Raw genomic sequence first — 14,720 nt, forward strand, 5'->3', positions numbered from 1 at the left:
ATGGTGGTGGTCTGACTTAAACCAACCGGCCTCCACGAAACCCGGGGCGGTTCACAACTCAATCGTCGAGTTGGTTCTCGCAGCGGTTGTTCTTGGGTTAGGCGTCAATCTCCTTGCCACCGCAGTCGGTGTCTACTTTCAAGATTCTGTCTGGCCCCTTACCCTTCTTGGCGCTTCCCTGGTAGTGCTTGGCATCTCAGTCACCGCACGCCGACTTTTTGGCGCCAGCAAAATCGAACGCAAGTTTGAAGGTTTTGTCTGTTTTCGTCGCGGTACATCGGAGCTGATTCCGGTTCCTCGGTACGAGTATGTCGAAGAACTCATAGACCATGTCACCGCACTCTTCTCCGAGAACGAGGCACCCAAGAAGCTCTGGGAAAGTGATCCGGTTCATAAGTCCATTGAGGTAGACGTACAGACGCTGAGTGCGAAGAAGCGGGTCACAGCAGCGGGCCAACTTCTGGTCGAGGCAACCGAGTACTTCGTCTTAGAAACACTCTCGACTCATTTGACTGACTACTTCAATCAGTCCGGACTCGATGCGGCGAGGCTCAGAGAATTCGGGCGGGAAGACGTTCCGACGCTACTGTTCAAGAATCGCTTCTTGGATACCTTCTCACGCCCGATGCGTGAACGCGCAGCATTCATTGACCAAACGCTTTCGGAGCAACCTTGGCAGGATCAAACAGTTTCATCCTATGGCCCAGGCGGCATCGCGTATCACAAGTTCGACCTTGTGCTACCCAAAGAAGCTACCGTCTCTCGTGTTGACTCGAAGTCGATCCTAATAAACGCGCCAAAGTTTGTAATGACCCTGTCGGTAGTCTTCGACGGGTTCGCCTCAGTCCTTCCTCGTGGCTTTGAAGAGCTCTACTTGGGAGAGGTCGAATTTCCCGACGTGTCTGTCTACCAAGTAGGAATCTCCGTCAACGTTGAGTTCAAACCGTTTGCGCTGTTGACTCGGACTGGCTGGGACTATCACGCATGGATCGACTCCTTCCTGCTAAAGGTCGATCACCGGTTTTCCGGCGATTCATTCCTTAAGCATATCCAATGGAGTGGGGCCGTAACCTTGGCTCGAGTCGTTGAGAGAGTCATCGCTAGACAATCCGCTGCTGTTAAGCCGCGCACGGAAGCGTAGTGATGCGGAGCCCTTCGCTCAACCGGCCCCGCCTACGGCAGATCGGTTGGCTTGGCCGTTTACTCGATGTTTTCTCTTGTGGTCATCGGCTGCTACTGGCCGGTGGTACGTGTTCAACGGCCAAGTCGGGATGATGGCAATCTCTGCAAAGCAGCCCCTGCTGATCTGAGCTGATCTGAAATGCCTTCGCATGGCCCAGCCACCCAGCGGCTGAGCATTGTCCCCAACGGCTTCCCTGCCACGCAGGCTGTCCGCCCGGCCCAGACCCATCGGTAGATGGTTCTCGGCCGACCGCCCCCAGTACCCGCTCCCGTTTGTCCCGCCCACGCAACCTGCGTGCGGCGCGGCCTCGCGCGTCTTGCGCCGCCGCATGGCGCATCAATCTCCTGCACCACCGTCCAAGTCATATTCACCTGAGTGATGTGAAACATCACCAGGGTTCCATTGACTGATATTGCTGCAGCGCGAATGATCGGTCCCCAGGCGCTGGATGCATCCGCACCGGCCCCACAGACTGATTGATCGACTCGCAATGACAAAAAACAAAGGAGACGCCCATGCATGAATGCCCCGTGACCGTGTTCCCGCAGCAGATCCGCTGGGAGACGGAAGGCACCAGCCGCATTCCCTTTCAGGCCTATACCGATGAGGCGCTGTACCGCAAGGAGCTGGACCGTTTGTTCTACAACGGGCACTGGTGCTACGTTGGCCTGGAGGCGGAGATTCCCAACGCGGGGGATTTCAAGCGCACGGTGATTGGCGAGCGCTCGGTGCTGCTGGTGCGTGACAAGGATGCTTCGATCCATGTGGTGGAAAACGTCTGCGCCCACCGGGGCATGGCGTTTTGCCGCGAGCGGCATGGCAACCGTGAGAGCCTGACCTGCCCGTACCACCAGTGGAACTACACCCTGTCGGGCGACTTGCAAGGTGTGCCGTTTCGGCGCGGCGTGAAGCAGGATGGCAAGGTCAATGGCGGCATGCCTGCGGATTTCAACCCGGCAGAGCATGGGCTGACCAAGCTCAAGGTGGCCACCCGTGGCGGCGTGGTGTTTGCGTCGTTTGACCACAGCGTGGAGCCGCTGGAGGAATTCTTGGGCCCCACCATCCTGGGCTACTTTGACCGGCTGTTCAATGGCCGCAAGCTCACCATCCTGGGCTACAACCGCCAGCGCATTCCGGGCAACTGGAAGCTGATGCAAGAGAACATCAAGGACCCGTACCACCCCGGCCTGCTGCACACCTGGTTCGTTACCTTTGGGCTCTGGCGTGCCGACAACAAGTCGCAACTGCTGATGGATGCGCAGCACCGCCATGCGGCCATGGTGTCCACACGTGGCGCGGCGGGCAAGGCGGCGGATGTGACGCAGGTGTCCAGCTTCAAGGCGGGCATGGAGCTGAACGACCCGCGCTTTTTGGACATTGCGCAGGAGGACTGGTGGGCGGGGCCACCCCTGGCTGCCAGCGGGGAGGGTGCAGCGGTGCCCAATGCGCCGGCATCTGTGCCGACGGCCGTGATGATGACCGTGTTCCCTAGCGTGATCTTTCAGCAGCAGGTCAACAGCGTGTCCACGCGCCACATCCAGCCCGATGGCAAGGGGGCTTTTGATTTTGTGTGGACGCATTTCGGCTTTGAAGACGACAGCGAAGCAATGACGCAGCGCCGCCTGCGCCAGGCCAATCTGTTCGGCCCGGCGGGCTTTGTGTCGGCCGACGATGGCGAGGTGATCGAGTGGTCGCAAGAAGGCTTTGAGACCAAGCCCGCGCACCGCACGCTGGCCGAGCTGGGCGGGCGCGAGGTGGGCGACACAGACCACATGGTCACCGAGACGCTGATCCGGGGCATGTACGAATACTGGCGCAAGGTGATGGAGGCGGAGGCATGACCATGATGGACTTCCAGACCTACTTCGAACTGAACCAGCTCTACGCCCGCTACGCCCGCGCGCTCGACGCGGCGGACTGGGAGGCGTGGCCTGAGTTTTTTATCGACCACTGCGTGTACAAGCTGCAGCCGCGCGAGAACCACGAGCGCGGGTTTCCGCTGGCTACGCTGGCGTTTGACAGCAAGGGCATGCTGAAAGACCGCGTCTACGGCATCCGCGAGACGCTGTTCCACGACCCCTACTACCAGCGCCATGTGGTGGGTGCACCGCTGGTGCACAAGGTGGATGCCGATGGCCGCATCCACTGCGAGGCCAACTATGCGGTGCTGCGCACGCGCCTGTCGAAGGAATCGACGGTGTTCAACGTGGGGCGCACGCTGGATGAAGTGGTGCCCACGCCCGAGGGCCTGAAGTTCGCGTCGCGCCTCGTCGTCTACGACAGCGAGATGATCCCCAACTCGCTGATCTACCCCATCTGAGGAACTGCCATGACGACGATGACGACGAACTGGATTGACGCCGCCGCGCAGGATGATGTGCCGCAGGATGACGTGATCGGCCTGGCCGTGGCCGGGCGCGACATTGCGCTGTATGGCGTGGGCGGCGAGGTGTTTGCCACCGACAACATCTGCACCCACGGCCATGCACGCCTGTGCGATGGGTTTCTGGAAGGGCACGAAATTGAATGCCCGCTGCACCAGGGTAAGTTTGACGTGCGCAGCGGCAAACCTGCCTGCGCGCCGGTGACGGAGCCGCTGCGCAGCTACCCCGTGAAGATCGAGGGCGGCCGCGTGTGGCTGGCCCTGGACTGAACCTCTCAAGGAGCCCCCATGACTGCCGAACGACCTGAGGTCGAGGCCGCCGCATTGCCGCATGAAGGCGCTAACGCCCACTCGACCCACACCATCGTGATCGTGGGTGCGGGCCAGGCGGGCGGCTGGGCGGCGCAAGCACTGCGCAGCGAAGGCTTTGCGGGCCGTGTGGTGCTGATCGGTGACGAAGCCCACCCGCCGCACGAGCGGCCACCGCTGTCGAAGGCGGTGCTATCGGGCGCTGCCGCGCCAGAGACCACGCGCCTCATGAAGCCCGAGGCCTTTGACGCCCTGGCGGTGCAATGGCACCCCGGCATGCAGGTGCGCCGTATTGACCGTGCTGCCAAGCAGGTGCTGCTGTCCGATGGCGCAGCGCAGCCCTACGACAAGCTCATCCTGTGCACCGGCGGGCGCGCCCGGCGGCTTGCCTTGCCGGGCGCTGACCAGGTGCCGCTGCACACGCTGCGCACCATTGAAGATGCGCAGGCGCTGGCCCCGGCCCTTCGGCCTGGCCGCAGCGTGGTGGTGGTGGGCGGTGGCTGGATTGGCCTGGAGGTGGCGGCCACCGCACGCCAGCAGGGCGCGGACGTGGTGGTGGTAGAGACGCAAAGCCGCTTGTGTGAACGCAGCGTGCCTGCCGAGGTGTCGGCCTATTTGCTGGCGCTGCACCGCGCCCAGGGCGTGCGCGTGCTGCTGGGCGCGGGGGTGCGGGGCTTTGCCCGCGTTGCAGATGGCGCAGACGGCTCAGATATTCGCTCGGAGGTCTTGCTGGCCGATGGCAGCGCGCTGGTGTGCGACACCATTGTGCTGGGCGTTGGCCTGGTGCCCAACGACGAGCTGGCGCGCGAGGCGGGCCTGGCTTGCGAAGGTGGCGTGCTGGTCGATGCCCAATGCCGCACGTCCGACCCCCACATCCTGGCTGCAGGCGATGTGGCCGTGGCGCCCAACCCCTGGGCGGGCCGCAGCCTGCGGCTGGAGTCGTGGCAAAACGCGCAGGAGCAGGGTATGGCTGCTGCGCGATCCGCCCTGGGCCAGGCAGTGGACTACCAGCCGCTGCCATGGTTCTGGTCCGACCAGTACGGCATGAACCTGCAGATCTACGGCATGCCCGCGCCTGCGCACCGTGTGGTGCGGCGTGGTGATGCGGCCAGCGGCAGCTTTGTGCTGTTCTACCTGGCAGGAGATGTGGTGCAGGCCGCCGTAGGCGCCAACGCAGCGCGTGACCTGCGCTTTGCCCGCAGGCTGATCGAGCAGCGCAAGCCGGTGGATGCCGAGCGGCTGGCCGACCTGAACACGCCGATGGCAAAGCTGTGAACCCAACTGGATGCCGAGCAGCACCGGGGCCCGCACCCGCACCCAAGCCCACCAGAACCGAACACGACAACCCGCTAAGGAAACCACCGATGACCGCAACAACGTCAACCACTTACCTCTGGACCCCGCCCCCCGTCTATTCGCTGCCTGTGCGTGGCCGCAGCGAGCGCTTGCCCGTCCACCGCCTGTTCTTTGTGGGCCGCAACTACCACGCGCATGCGGTGGAGATGGGCCGCCCGGTGGACAAGTCGGCGGAAGTACCGTTCTATTTCACCAAGGCGCCGTCCACGCTGGTCGAGTCTGGCGCGACCGTGGCCTACCCACCCGGCACCCAGAACTACCACCACGAAATGGAACTGGTGCTGGCCATTGGTGCGCCCGGCTTTCGTGTGAGCGAGGCAGATGCGCCCCGCCTTATCTATGGCTATGCCTGCGGCCTGGACATGACGCGCCGCGACCTGCAACTGGTGGCGCGCGACAAGGGCCGGCCTTGGGACCTGGGCAAGGATGTGGAGCAGTCTTCCGTGGTCTCCGAGATCGTGCCCATGCCGCAGGTGGTGCTGGGCCAGGGCAACCTGGAGCTGTCGGTCAACGGCACCATGCGCCAGAAGTCCGACCTGTCCAAGCTGATCTGGAATATCCCCGAGCTGATTGCCGACCTGTCCAAGTTCTACCACCTGCAGCCGGGTGACCTGATCTTTACCGGCACGCCCGAGGGCGTAGGCCCCGTGCTGGCAGGCGACCGCATTGAAGGCCGCATTGAAGGCGTGGGCAGCATCGTGCTCCACGTTGGCCCGGCGGAATAAGAAAAAACCACATCCAGGAGACAACCCCACCATGACCACCGACCTCACGCCTTCCCCCGTGCGGCTGCACGCCGTTGCGGGCAATGGCCAGCCCGATCCGACGCCCGAGCTGGAGCAGCTGTACCGGGGCTTTGAGCAAGAGCTGCTGGTACCGCTCTGGACGCAGATTGGCGACCTGATGCCCCGACAGCCCCAATCCAAGGCCGTGCCCCATCTGTGGCGCTGGGACCGCTTGAAGGCCCTGGCCGCACAGGCGGGCGCCATCGTGCCCGTGGGCCGTGGCGGGGAGCGCCGTGCGATTGCGCTGGCCAACCCGGCGCTGGGTGGGCGCCCCTTTGCCACGCCCACGCTGTGGGCTGCCATTCAGTACCTGATGCCCGGCGAAGACGCGCCCGAGCACCGGCACACGCAGCACGCGTTTCGTTTTGTGGTGGAAGGCGAGGGTGTGTGGACCGTGGTCAATGGCGATGCCGTGCGCATGTCGCGGGGCGACTTTCTGCCCCAGGCCGGCTGGAACTGGCATGCCCACCACAACGCTGCCACCGAGCCCATGGCCTGGATCGACGGCCTGGACATTCCGTTCTCGTACTACACCGAGAGCCAGTTTTTTGAAGTGGGGCGCGAGAAGCTCCCGCCCGCTGAGCGCACCACCGCCGAGCGTTCTTATTCCGAAAGGCTGTGGGGCCACCCGGGCCTGCGCCCGGTATCGATGGTGCAGGCGCAGCCCGCCACGCCCCTGCTGGCCTACCGCTGGGTGGATACCGACCACGCGCTGGCCGACCAGCTGGCGCTGGAGGACGAAGGCCAGCCGGGCACGCTGAGCCCCGGGCACGCGGCGGTGCGCTTTACCAACCCCACCACCGGCGCCGATGTGCTGCCCACGATGCGGACCGAAATGCACCGCGTGCGCGCGGGCGGTGCAACGCGGGTGCACCGCGAGGTGGGTTCGTCCGTGTTCCAGGTGTTTGACGGCAGCGGCACCGTCACGGTGGGTGAACGCACCTGGCAGGTGGCGCGGGGCGACTTGTTTGTGGTGCCGTCGTGGCAGCCGTTCTCGGCCCAGGCATCTGCTGCTAGCGCACTCGACCTGTTCCGCTTCAGCGATGCGCCGATTTTTGAGGCGCTGCACAGCCACCGTGCGCAAGTCACTGTTTGATCCATCACTCACCAAGCCGGATTTTGCTTTCATAAAACCAAGGAGACACCCCCCATGCTGACCGCCGTTCGTTCACAGATTTTTAGACCCGCTCTGGCGTTTTGCGCGCTGGCCCTTGTGGCCGCTGCTAGCTTGCCCCATGCCGTGGCGCAGACCTTCCCCGCCAAACCCGTTCGCTCCGTCGCGCCGTATTCGCCCGGCAGCGGCCCCGATGCGGTGATGCGCATCCTCAGCGAGCGCCTGTCGCGCAACTGGGGGCAGCAATTGGTCATCGACAACAAACCAGGGGCCAACGGTTTCATCGCCATCGGCGATGCCAAGCGCGCAACGCCAGACGGCTACACGCTGCTGCAGGTGGACAACACCCACATGGCTTTGCAGCCGCATGTGTTCAAGCAGCTGCCCTACGACCCAGTCAAAGACTTTGAGCCCGTCGCTCCGGTGTATTTCACGAACTTCTTTGTGGTGGTGGCGGCCAACTCGCCCTGGAAGGATGTGGGCGATCTGATCAAGGCGGCCAAGGCGGCGCCGGGCGACATCACCTACGGCTCCTGGGGCATCGGCAGCGTGGCCCATGTGGGCGCGGCGAGTCTGGAGGCAGCAACGGGCACGAAGATGATGCATGTGCCGTACAAGGACATGGGCAGCGTCTACACCTCTGTGGCCACGGGCGACATCAAGTGGGCGTTTGGCACGGCAGCGACGGCCGGGCCAATGTTCCAGGCCAAAAAGGTGAAGTTTCTGGCCCTGGCTGCGCCCCAGCGCCTGGCGGGCTTCACCGACATTCCGACCATGGGCGAAGCGGGCGGCCCGGCCGGGTTTGAAGTGAAGACCTGGGTGGGCCTGTTCGCGCCTGCTGGCACGTCGAAGGCAGCCATCGAGAAGATCAATGCCGACGTAGGGAAGGTGCTGGCCACTTCAGAGGTCAAGGAGCGTCTGGCGACCTTCGGGTTTGAGCCCTACATCGGCCCGCCCGCCGAACTCACCAAGGCCATCGAACGCGATTCGCGCACGTTTGGTGAAGTCGTCAAGCGCGCCAAGATTGCCCTGGACTGACACAGGGACTGACACAGAGACTGACCATGAAGCTCTATTCCTTCTTCCGCAGCGGAACCTCCCACCGCTTGCGCATTGCGCTCAACCTCAAGGGGCTGGCCTACGAACAGGTTGCGGTTGACTTGCGGCGCGAGGAGCATCTGGGAGATGCCTTCAAGGCCATCAACCCGCAGCAGTTGGTGCCCGTGCTGGAGGCCGACGAGCGTCTGATGATCCAGTCGCCCGCCATCATCGAGTTGCTCGAAGAGCGCTATCCCACCCCACCGCTGCTGCCCGGCGATGCAGGCGATCGCGCCCAGGTGCGCGCCCTGGCAGCCATCGTGGGCTGCGACATCCATCCCATCAACAACCGCCGCATTCTGGAGGCGCTGCGCCATCGCTTTGGTGCCGACGAGGCGGCGGTGAACGACTGGTGCGGCACCTGGATCAGCGCGGGCTTTGACGCCATCGAGGCGCTGCTGTCGAAGGACCCGCAGCGCGGTGATTTCTGCTTTGGCAGCACCCCCACGCTGGCCGATGTGTACCTGGTTCCGCAGGTGGAGAGCGCGCGCCGCTTCAAGGTGGACTTGTCACGCTGGCCGCTAATCCAGGCAGTGGACGCTGCCTGCGGGCAACTGGAAGCGTTCCGCAAGGCGGCGCCCAGTGCGCAGCCGGATGCGGGCTGAGCTTGTCGAAGCCCCTCACGGCGCTTCGACCGCGCTGAGTGAGCGGTTCAAGTGGATTCAGAAGACTCCACGAACCTCATTCCGTTTCCAAATCATTTGTGTCTAGGCGCGAAGCTGCAGACAGTGCTGTAGCACGGCAAGGCGAAGCAACAACGACACGGATGATTTGGAGACGGAATCAGTCGCCCTGCATGTAAAAAGCCTCGGCATGGAGGTGAGCCGCCTCCAGGCCTTTGCCCAGCGCCAGCAGCGTGGTGGTCTCCACCATCGGCGGCGAGCCGCACAGATACGCCTGCCAGCCTTGCAGGCTCGCGTGGTCCTGCTCGATGGCCTGGGTCACCAGCCCGCGCCGCTGCGTGGCAGGGTCGGCACCTGAGGCCACCACCACATGCACCTGCAGGGCCGGGTGCACGCTGCGCAAATGGTCCAGCCACGCCAGGCCATACAGCTCGCGCGGCGAGCGCAGGCCGAAGTACAGGTGAATGGGGTTGCGCATGCCCGCAGCCACCGCGCCGCGCACCACCGACAGCACCGACGCCAGCCCGGTGCCCCCAGCCACGCACAGCATGGGCCCCGTGTGCTGTTGGCGCAGATACGCCGCACCCAGCGGCCCGCTGACCTTGACCTTGTCCCCCACCTTCAGCTGCCCGGCGATGTAGCCGCTGACCCGGCCCTGGGGCATGAGCTGTATGTGGAACTCCAGCAGCTGTTCTCCCGGCAGGTTTGCCATGGAGTAGGGGCGCACATGCGTTGGCGTGAACCCCAGCTGCATGTACTGCCCCGGTGAAAACGCAATGGGTTTTGCCACCTTGAGCAGCAGGCGCCGGATGTCTGCCGCCAGTGGCTCGATGGCCACCACGGTGGCCTTGGCCACGCGCGCACGGTGCACCACGGCCTCTTCGGGGGCGGGTACTTCGATGGTACAGGGCTCGGTCACATAGGTCTGGCAAGCCAGCACGGCGCCGTCCACGCCGTCCAGCGGGCGCTGCTGCTCGCGCCCGCCATCGAGCACCTCACCAGACAGCACCCGGCAGCGGCAGATGCCGCAGCGGCCCGACAGGCATGAATACGACATCGGAACCTGCGCCGCGCGCAGGGCGTCGAGCAGGTTCACGCCGGGCTCGGCGCGGATCACGCGGTTAAGCGGCTGAACGAGGATGTCCATGGCGGGCGGCGTTCAAGGTCATGCGGGCGATTGTGCCGATGAATGGTTGGCTGCATTCCCAGCTGCAATACCATTTGCACTTCATATCACCCGAGCTGATGGAGTAGCGATGGAGCTATCGGATATCGACCTGAACCTGCTGGTGCTGTTTCAGCAACTCATGGTCGAACGGCGCGTGTCGAAGGTGGCCGACAACCTGGGGCTGACTCAGCCTGCGGTCAGCAACGCGCTGGCCAAGCTTCGGCGCATTTTTGGAGACGAGTTGTTCTTGCGCACCTCGGGCGGCATGGTGCCCACGCCTTTTGCCGAGCAACTGGGCGAATCCGTGGGCTATGCGCTGGGCATGATCCACAGCGGGCTGAACCAGCGCACACAGTTCACGCCCGCAACGCTCAAGCGCACCATCACCATCGGCATGACAGACATTGGCGAGATCGTCTTTCTGCCCGCGCTGCTGGAGCGCCTGGGGCGGGAGGCGCCGGGCGTCACGCTGAACACCGTGCGCAACAACGCGGCCCATCTGCGCGAAGACATGGAGGCTGGCAAGGTGGACTTGGCCATCGGCCTGCTGCCGCAGCTGAAAGCGGGATTTTTCCAGCGGCGCTTGTTCCGCCAGCGCTATGTGTGCCTGTTCCGCAAGGGCCACGCGCTGGACCGGCCCAGGCTGCTGTTGTCGGACTACAAGGCGGCAGAGCACCTGGTGATCGTGTCGGCGGGCACGGGGCACGGCAAGGTGGATGAATTGATCCAGAAGGCTGGCATCGACCGCCTGGTGCGGCTGAGCGTGCCGCACTTTGTGAGCGTGGGCCACATCCTCCAAAGCACGGCGCTGGTGGCGACGGTGCCCGAGCGGCTGGCGCTCAAGCTGGTCGAGCCCTTTGGCCTGGTGGTGCGCACGCACCCCGTCAAACTGCCTGACGCGCCCATCAGCGTGTTTTGGCACGCCAAGGTGCACCGCGAGCCGGTGAACCAATGGCTGCGCAGCATGGTGTTTGAATTGTTTGGGGGCGATGGCCCCGCAGGAGGTGGTCTGCCGTGATCTGCGGGCGGGGCTTGCGGCGCAAGCCAGACTGCACCGCCGGTCCTGTGAGAACAATGCTATGTTATTTATAGCTTGTAGCGCTTGTCAGTAGGGCGGCAGAGCCTGTTTTTGCATAAATTCTGCCATGGCCTCCGAGGGAGGTAGGGTCGTACTTGCCATGCAACGCTGCTCAATAGACGAGCCTCTCCGGCCGAATCTCCTGCAGGATGGTCGTCGCAATCTCTTCAATCGACTTGGTGGTGGTGGACAACCACCGGATGCCTGCGCGGCGCATCATGGCCTCGGCTTCGGAGACCTCCATGCGGCAGTTCTCCAGGCTGGCGTAGCGCGAATTGGGGCGACGCTCGGCGCGGATCTCGGCCAGGCGGTCGGGGCTGATGGTCAGGCCAAAGATCTTGCTGCGAAATGGCACCAGGGCAGGGGGCAGTTGGCGGCGTTCGAAGTCCTCGGGGATCAGGGGGTAGTTGGCGGCTTTCAGGCCACATTGCATGGCCAGGTACAGGCTGGTAGGCGTTTTGCCGCTGCGGCTCACCCCCACCAGGATCACGTCGGCACCGGCCAGGTCGCGGTTGCTCTGGCCGTCGTCATGGGCCAGGCTGAAGTTGATGGCTTCGATGCGGTCTGTGTATTCCTTGCTGCGGCTCACGTCGCTGAAGCGGCCCACACGGTGGTGCGATTTGATGCCCAGCTCCTGCTCCAGCGGGTGGACGAAGGTGCCGAACATATCGAGCAGCATGCCCTTGCAGCCGTCCTGGATGACCTTGAGCACTTCCATGTTGACCAGCGTGGTGAAGACGATGGGCTTTTTGCCCTCGACTTCTCCGGTGTGGTTGATCTGCCGCACGGCTTGGTGGGCCTTGTCCACCGTGTCGATGAAGGGCAGGCGCACATGGCGCGGCTTCATCTCGAATTGGGCCAGGATGGCGTTGCCGAAGGTTTCGGCGGTGATACCGGTGCCGTCAGAGACAAAAAATACGGTGCGCGAGTGCATGGAGCCCCTTTTTTTGGATGCGGCTTGCGCCAGCCGGGTTGCCACCACAAAGAAGTGGTGATTGCCCGATTTGCGTAAGTCGCGTGAAAGCGTCAGCCCGCTGCCAGATGCTCGGGCCTACAATTGTCACAATTATCCAATTCTCACCATGCACCGCGTCGGCCCACAACCACAACGACAAAGCCTCAGGCCGTGCATGGCCGCCTGCCAGGAGCCATCCAGGGCCCGGCACGCAGACCCGGTTTCAACTTCTGGAGCTTTCCCATGTCTGCACTTTTCAGCCCGACCGCCCTGGTCGTACCGTTTGAAAACCTGAGAATGACCGATGTCGAGGTCGTTGGCGGTAAAAACGCCAGCCTCGGCGAGATGATCTCCCAGCTGCCGCAGGGCGTGCGTGTGCCCACGGGCTTTGCCACCACCGCCCACGCGTTCCGCGAGTTCCTGGCCTATGACGGCCTGGCCGACCGCATCAGCGCCAAGCTCAAGAGTCTGGACACCGAAGACGTGCGCGCGCTTGCACAAGTCGGTGCAGAAATCCGCGCCATGGTCGAGGCCCAGCCCTTCCCGGCCGACCTGCAAAAGGCCATTGCTGATGAATTTGCCAAGCTGAGCGCTGGCAACCCCGCCGCCTCGTTTGCCGTGCGCTCGTCGGCCACGGCAGAGGACCTGCCCGACGCTTCGTTTGCCGGCCAGCAGGAAACCTTCCTGAACGTGGTGGGCATCGACGAAGTCATGCACAAGATGAAGGAAGTGTTCGCGTCGCTGTACAACGACCGCGCCATTTCCTACCGCGTGCACAAGGGCTTCGAGCACGATGTGGTGGCCCTGTCGGCCGGTGTGCAGCGCATGGTGCGCTCCGACCTGGGCGCCGCCGGCGTGATGTTCACGATCGATACCGAGTCCGGCTTTGAGGACGTGGTCTTCATCACCAGCAGCTACGGCCTGGGCGAGACGGTGGTGCAGGGCGCCGTGAATCCCGACGAGTTCTACGTGCACAAGCCCATGCTCCAGGCAGGCAAGAAGGCGCTGATCCGCCGCAACCTGGGCAGCAAGCTGATCCAGATGGTGTTCTCCACGCCTGAGGAAAAGGCCGCCAGCGGCAAGCTCGTCAAGACCATTGATGTGCCCACCGAGCAGCGCAACCGCTACTCGCTGACCGACGCCGACGTGGAGCAACTGGCGCGCTACGCGCTGGTGATCGAGCAGCACTACGGGCGCCCCATGGACATCGAGTGGGGCAAGGACGGCACCGACGGCCAGCTTTACATCCTGCAGGCCCGCCCTGAAACCGTGAAGAGCCAGGCCAAGGGCCAGGCCGAGCTGCGCTACAAGCTCAAGGGCCATGGCACCGTGCTGGCCGAGGGCCGCGCCATTGGCCAGAAGATTGGCACCGGCCCGGTGCGCCTGGTGCACAACATCTCCGAGATGGACAAGGTCCAGCCCGGCGATGTGCTCGTGACCGACATGACCGACCCCAACTGGGAACCCGTGATGAAGCGCGCCAGCGCCATCGTCACGAACCGGGGCGGCCGCACCTGCCACGCCGCCATCATTGCGCGCGAGCTGGGCATCCCGGCCGTGGTCGGCTGCGGCGACGCGACCGAGCGGCTGAAGGACGGCACGCTGGTCACGGTGAGCTGCTCCGAGGGCGACACGGGCAAGATCTATGACGGCCTGCTTGAAACCGAAGTGACCGAAGTGCAGCGCGGCGCGATGCCCCCCATCAAGACCAAGATCATGATGAACGTGGGAAACCCCCAGCTGGCCTTTGACTTCTGCCAGCTGCCCAACGAAGGCGTGGGCCTGGCCCGGCTGGAGTTCATCATCAACAACAACATTGGCGTGCACCCCAAGGCCATCCTGGACTACCCCCAGATCGATGCCGACCTGAAGAAGGCCGTGGAGTCCGTGGCCCGTGGCCATGCCAGCCCCAGGGCGTTCTATGTGGATAAGGTCGCCGAAGGCGTGGCCACTATTGCCGCCGCCTTCTGGCCCAAGCCCGTCATCGTGCGCCTGTCGGACTTCAAGTCCAACGAATACCGCAAGCTGATCGGCGGCAGCCGCTACGAGCCCGAGGAAGAAAACCCGATGCTCGGCTTCCGTGGCGCAGCCCGCTACATCAGCGAAGACTTCGGTGAAGCCTTTGCCATGGAGTGCGAGGCGCTCAAGCGCGTGCGCAACGACATGGGCCTGACCAACGTGCAGGTGATGGTGCCGTTTGTGCGCACGCTGGGCCAGGCCGAGCGCGTGACCAAGCTGCTGGCCACCCATGGCCTTCAGCGCGGCAAGGACGACCTCAAGGTCATCATGATGTGCGAAGTGCCGAGCAACGCCATCCTGGCCGAGCGCTTCCTGGAGTTCTTCGACGGCTTCTCCATCGGCTCCAACGACCTGACCCAGCTCACGCTGGGCCTGGACCGTGATTCGGGCCTGGAGCTGCTGGCGCAGGACTTTGATGAGCGCGACCCCGCTGTCGAAGCACTGATTCATCAGGCCATCAAGGCCTGCCTGGCCCAGGGCAAGTACATCGGCATCTGCGGCCAGGGCCCCAGCGACCACCCTGACTTTGCGCAGTGGCTGGCCAAGGAAGGCATCTCGTCGATCTCGCTCAACCCCGACAGCGTGATCGCCACCTGGCAGCAACTGGCAGGCTGACGCTCCGACCGGGCTGCCATGTGCCGACTGCACC

Annotated in this window: 13 protein-coding genes; 11 read left to right on the plus strand and 2 right to left on the minus strand. The window is 63.9% G+C overall.

Annotation, left to right across the window (positions count from 1 at the left end; genetic code table 11):
- The 9 genes from ACODS0_RS24510 to maiA all read left to right on the plus strand — a co-directional run.
- The coding region (locus ACODS0_RS24510) for a hypothetical protein (protein ID WP_488837744.1) at window positions 1–1,141 on the plus strand (1,141 nt) is incomplete at its 5' end.
- A 557-nt stretch (window positions 1,142–1,698) separates the two neighbouring features.
- On the plus strand, window positions 1,699–3,024 hold the full coding sequence (locus ACODS0_RS24515) for an aromatic ring-hydroxylating dioxygenase subunit alpha (RefSeq protein WP_488837746.1): 1,326 nt from the start codon (window positions 1,699–1,701) through the stop codon (window positions 3,022–3,024).
- A 5-nt stretch (window positions 3,025–3,029) separates the two neighbouring features.
- Entirely contained in the window at window positions 3,030–3,503 is a 474-nt protein-coding gene (locus tag ACODS0_RS24520; protein ID WP_108499844.1) for an aromatic-ring-hydroxylating dioxygenase subunit beta, read from the plus strand.
- Window positions 3,504–3,512: 9 nt separating this feature from the next.
- Entirely contained in the window at window positions 3,513–3,836 is a 324-nt protein-coding gene (locus ACODS0_RS24525; RefSeq protein ID WP_488837748.1) for a non-heme iron oxygenase ferredoxin subunit, read from the plus strand.
- Between the two features lie 18 nt (window positions 3,837–3,854).
- Window positions 3,855–5,150, plus strand: a complete 1,296-nt coding sequence (locus ACODS0_RS24530) for an NAD(P)/FAD-dependent oxidoreductase (RefSeq protein ID WP_488837749.1) — start codon at window positions 3,855–3,857, stop codon at window positions 5,148–5,150.
- 89 nt (window positions 5,151–5,239) lie between these two features.
- Window positions 5,240–5,956 carry a fumarylacetoacetate hydrolase family protein gene (locus ACODS0_RS24535; protein ID WP_488837751.1) on the plus strand — a complete coding sequence of 239 codons (717 nt, stop codon included), beginning with the start codon at window positions 5,240–5,242 and terminating at the stop codon, window positions 5,954–5,956.
- A 31-nt stretch (window positions 5,957–5,987) separates the two neighbouring features.
- Window positions 5,988–7,112: a cupin domain-containing protein gene (locus ACODS0_RS24540; RefSeq protein ID WP_488837753.1), complete on the plus strand. Its 1,125-nt coding sequence runs from the start codon at window positions 5,988–5,990 to the stop codon at window positions 7,110–7,112.
- 54 nt (window positions 7,113–7,166) lie between these two features.
- Entirely contained in the window at window positions 7,167–8,168 is a 1,002-nt protein-coding gene (locus tag ACODS0_RS24545) for a Bug family tripartite tricarboxylate transporter substrate binding protein (RefSeq protein WP_488837755.1), read from the plus strand.
- A 26-nt stretch (window positions 8,169–8,194) separates the two neighbouring features.
- Window positions 8,195–8,833: a maleylacetoacetate isomerase gene (gene maiA, locus ACODS0_RS24550; protein ID WP_488837757.1), complete on the plus strand. Its 639-nt coding sequence runs from the start codon at window positions 8,195–8,197 to the stop codon at window positions 8,831–8,833.
- A gap of 178 nt (window positions 8,834–9,011) precedes the next feature.
- Here the strand turns inward: maiA and ACODS0_RS24555 are convergent, their stop codons facing one another.
- Complete coding sequence (locus ACODS0_RS24555) at window positions 9,012–9,998, minus strand: 2Fe-2S iron-sulfur cluster-binding protein (RefSeq protein WP_288853310.1); 987 nt, start codon at window positions 9,996–9,998, stop codon at window positions 9,012–9,014.
- 109 nt (window positions 9,999–10,107) lie between these two features.
- Here ACODS0_RS24555 and ACODS0_RS24560 point away from each other — a divergent pair, with 109 nt between their 5' ends.
- Window positions 10,108–11,037, plus strand: coding sequence for a LysR family transcriptional regulator (locus ACODS0_RS24560; protein WP_488837760.1), 930 nt, complete (start codon window positions 10,108–10,110; stop codon window positions 11,035–11,037).
- Window positions 11,038–11,209: 172 nt separating this feature from the next.
- Here ACODS0_RS24560 and ppsR read toward each other — a convergent pair whose 3' ends face one another.
- On the minus strand, window positions 11,210–12,031 hold the full coding sequence (gene ppsR, locus ACODS0_RS24565; RefSeq protein ID WP_055398690.1) for a posphoenolpyruvate synthetase regulatory kinase/phosphorylase PpsR: 822 nt from the start codon (window positions 12,029–12,031) through the stop codon (window positions 11,210–11,212).
- Between the two features lie 264 nt (window positions 12,032–12,295).
- Here ppsR and ppsA point away from each other — a divergent pair, with 264 nt between their 5' ends.
- On the plus strand, window positions 12,296–14,686 hold the full coding sequence (gene ppsA, locus ACODS0_RS24570) for a phosphoenolpyruvate synthase (protein ID WP_055398689.1): 2,391 nt from the start codon (window positions 12,296–12,298) through the stop codon (window positions 14,684–14,686).
- Window positions 14,687–14,720: the final 34 nt, after the last annotated feature.

It is taken from the genome of Acidovorax sp. FG60 (assembly GCF_057808995.1).

Bases quoted from the DNA above. Each gene is read 5' to 3' on its own strand.
- ACODS0_RS24515 (WP_488837746.1), top strand. From the start codon at position 1,699: ATGCATGAATGCCCCGTGACCGTGTTCCCGCAGCAGATCCGCTGGGAG.
- ACODS0_RS24520 (WP_108499844.1), top strand. From the start codon at position 3,030: ATGGACTTCCAGACCTACTTCGAACTGAACCAGCTCTACGCCCGCTAC.
- ACODS0_RS24525 (WP_488837748.1), top strand. From the start codon at position 3,513: ATGACGACGATGACGACGAACTGGATTGACGCCGCCGCGCAGGATGAT.
- ACODS0_RS24530 (WP_488837749.1), top strand. From the start codon at position 3,855: ATGACTGCCGAACGACCTGAGGTCGAGGCCGCCGCATTGCCGCATGAA.
- ACODS0_RS24535 (WP_488837751.1), top strand. From the start codon at position 5,240: ATGACCGCAACAACGTCAACCACTTACCTCTGGACCCCGCCCCCCGTC.
- ACODS0_RS24540 (WP_488837753.1), top strand. From the start codon at position 5,988: ATGACCACCGACCTCACGCCTTCCCCCGTGCGGCTGCACGCCGTTGCG.
- ACODS0_RS24545 (WP_488837755.1), top strand. From the start codon at position 7,167: ATGCTGACCGCCGTTCGTTCACAGATTTTTAGACCCGCTCTGGCGTTT.
- maiA (WP_488837757.1), top strand. From the start codon at position 8,195: ATGAAGCTCTATTCCTTCTTCCGCAGCGGAACCTCCCACCGCTTGCGC.
- ACODS0_RS24555 (WP_288853310.1), bottom strand. From the start codon at position 9,998: ATGGACATCCTCGTTCAGCCGCTTAACCGCGTGATCCGCGCCGAGCCC.
- ACODS0_RS24560 (WP_488837760.1), top strand. From the start codon at position 10,108: ATGGAGCTATCGGATATCGACCTGAACCTGCTGGTGCTGTTTCAGCAA.
- ppsR (WP_055398690.1), bottom strand. From the start codon at position 12,031: ATGCACTCGCGCACCGTATTTTTTGTCTCTGACGGCACCGGTATCACC.
- ppsA (WP_055398689.1), top strand. From the start codon at position 12,296: ATGTCTGCACTTTTCAGCCCGACCGCCCTGGTCGTACCGTTTGAAAAC.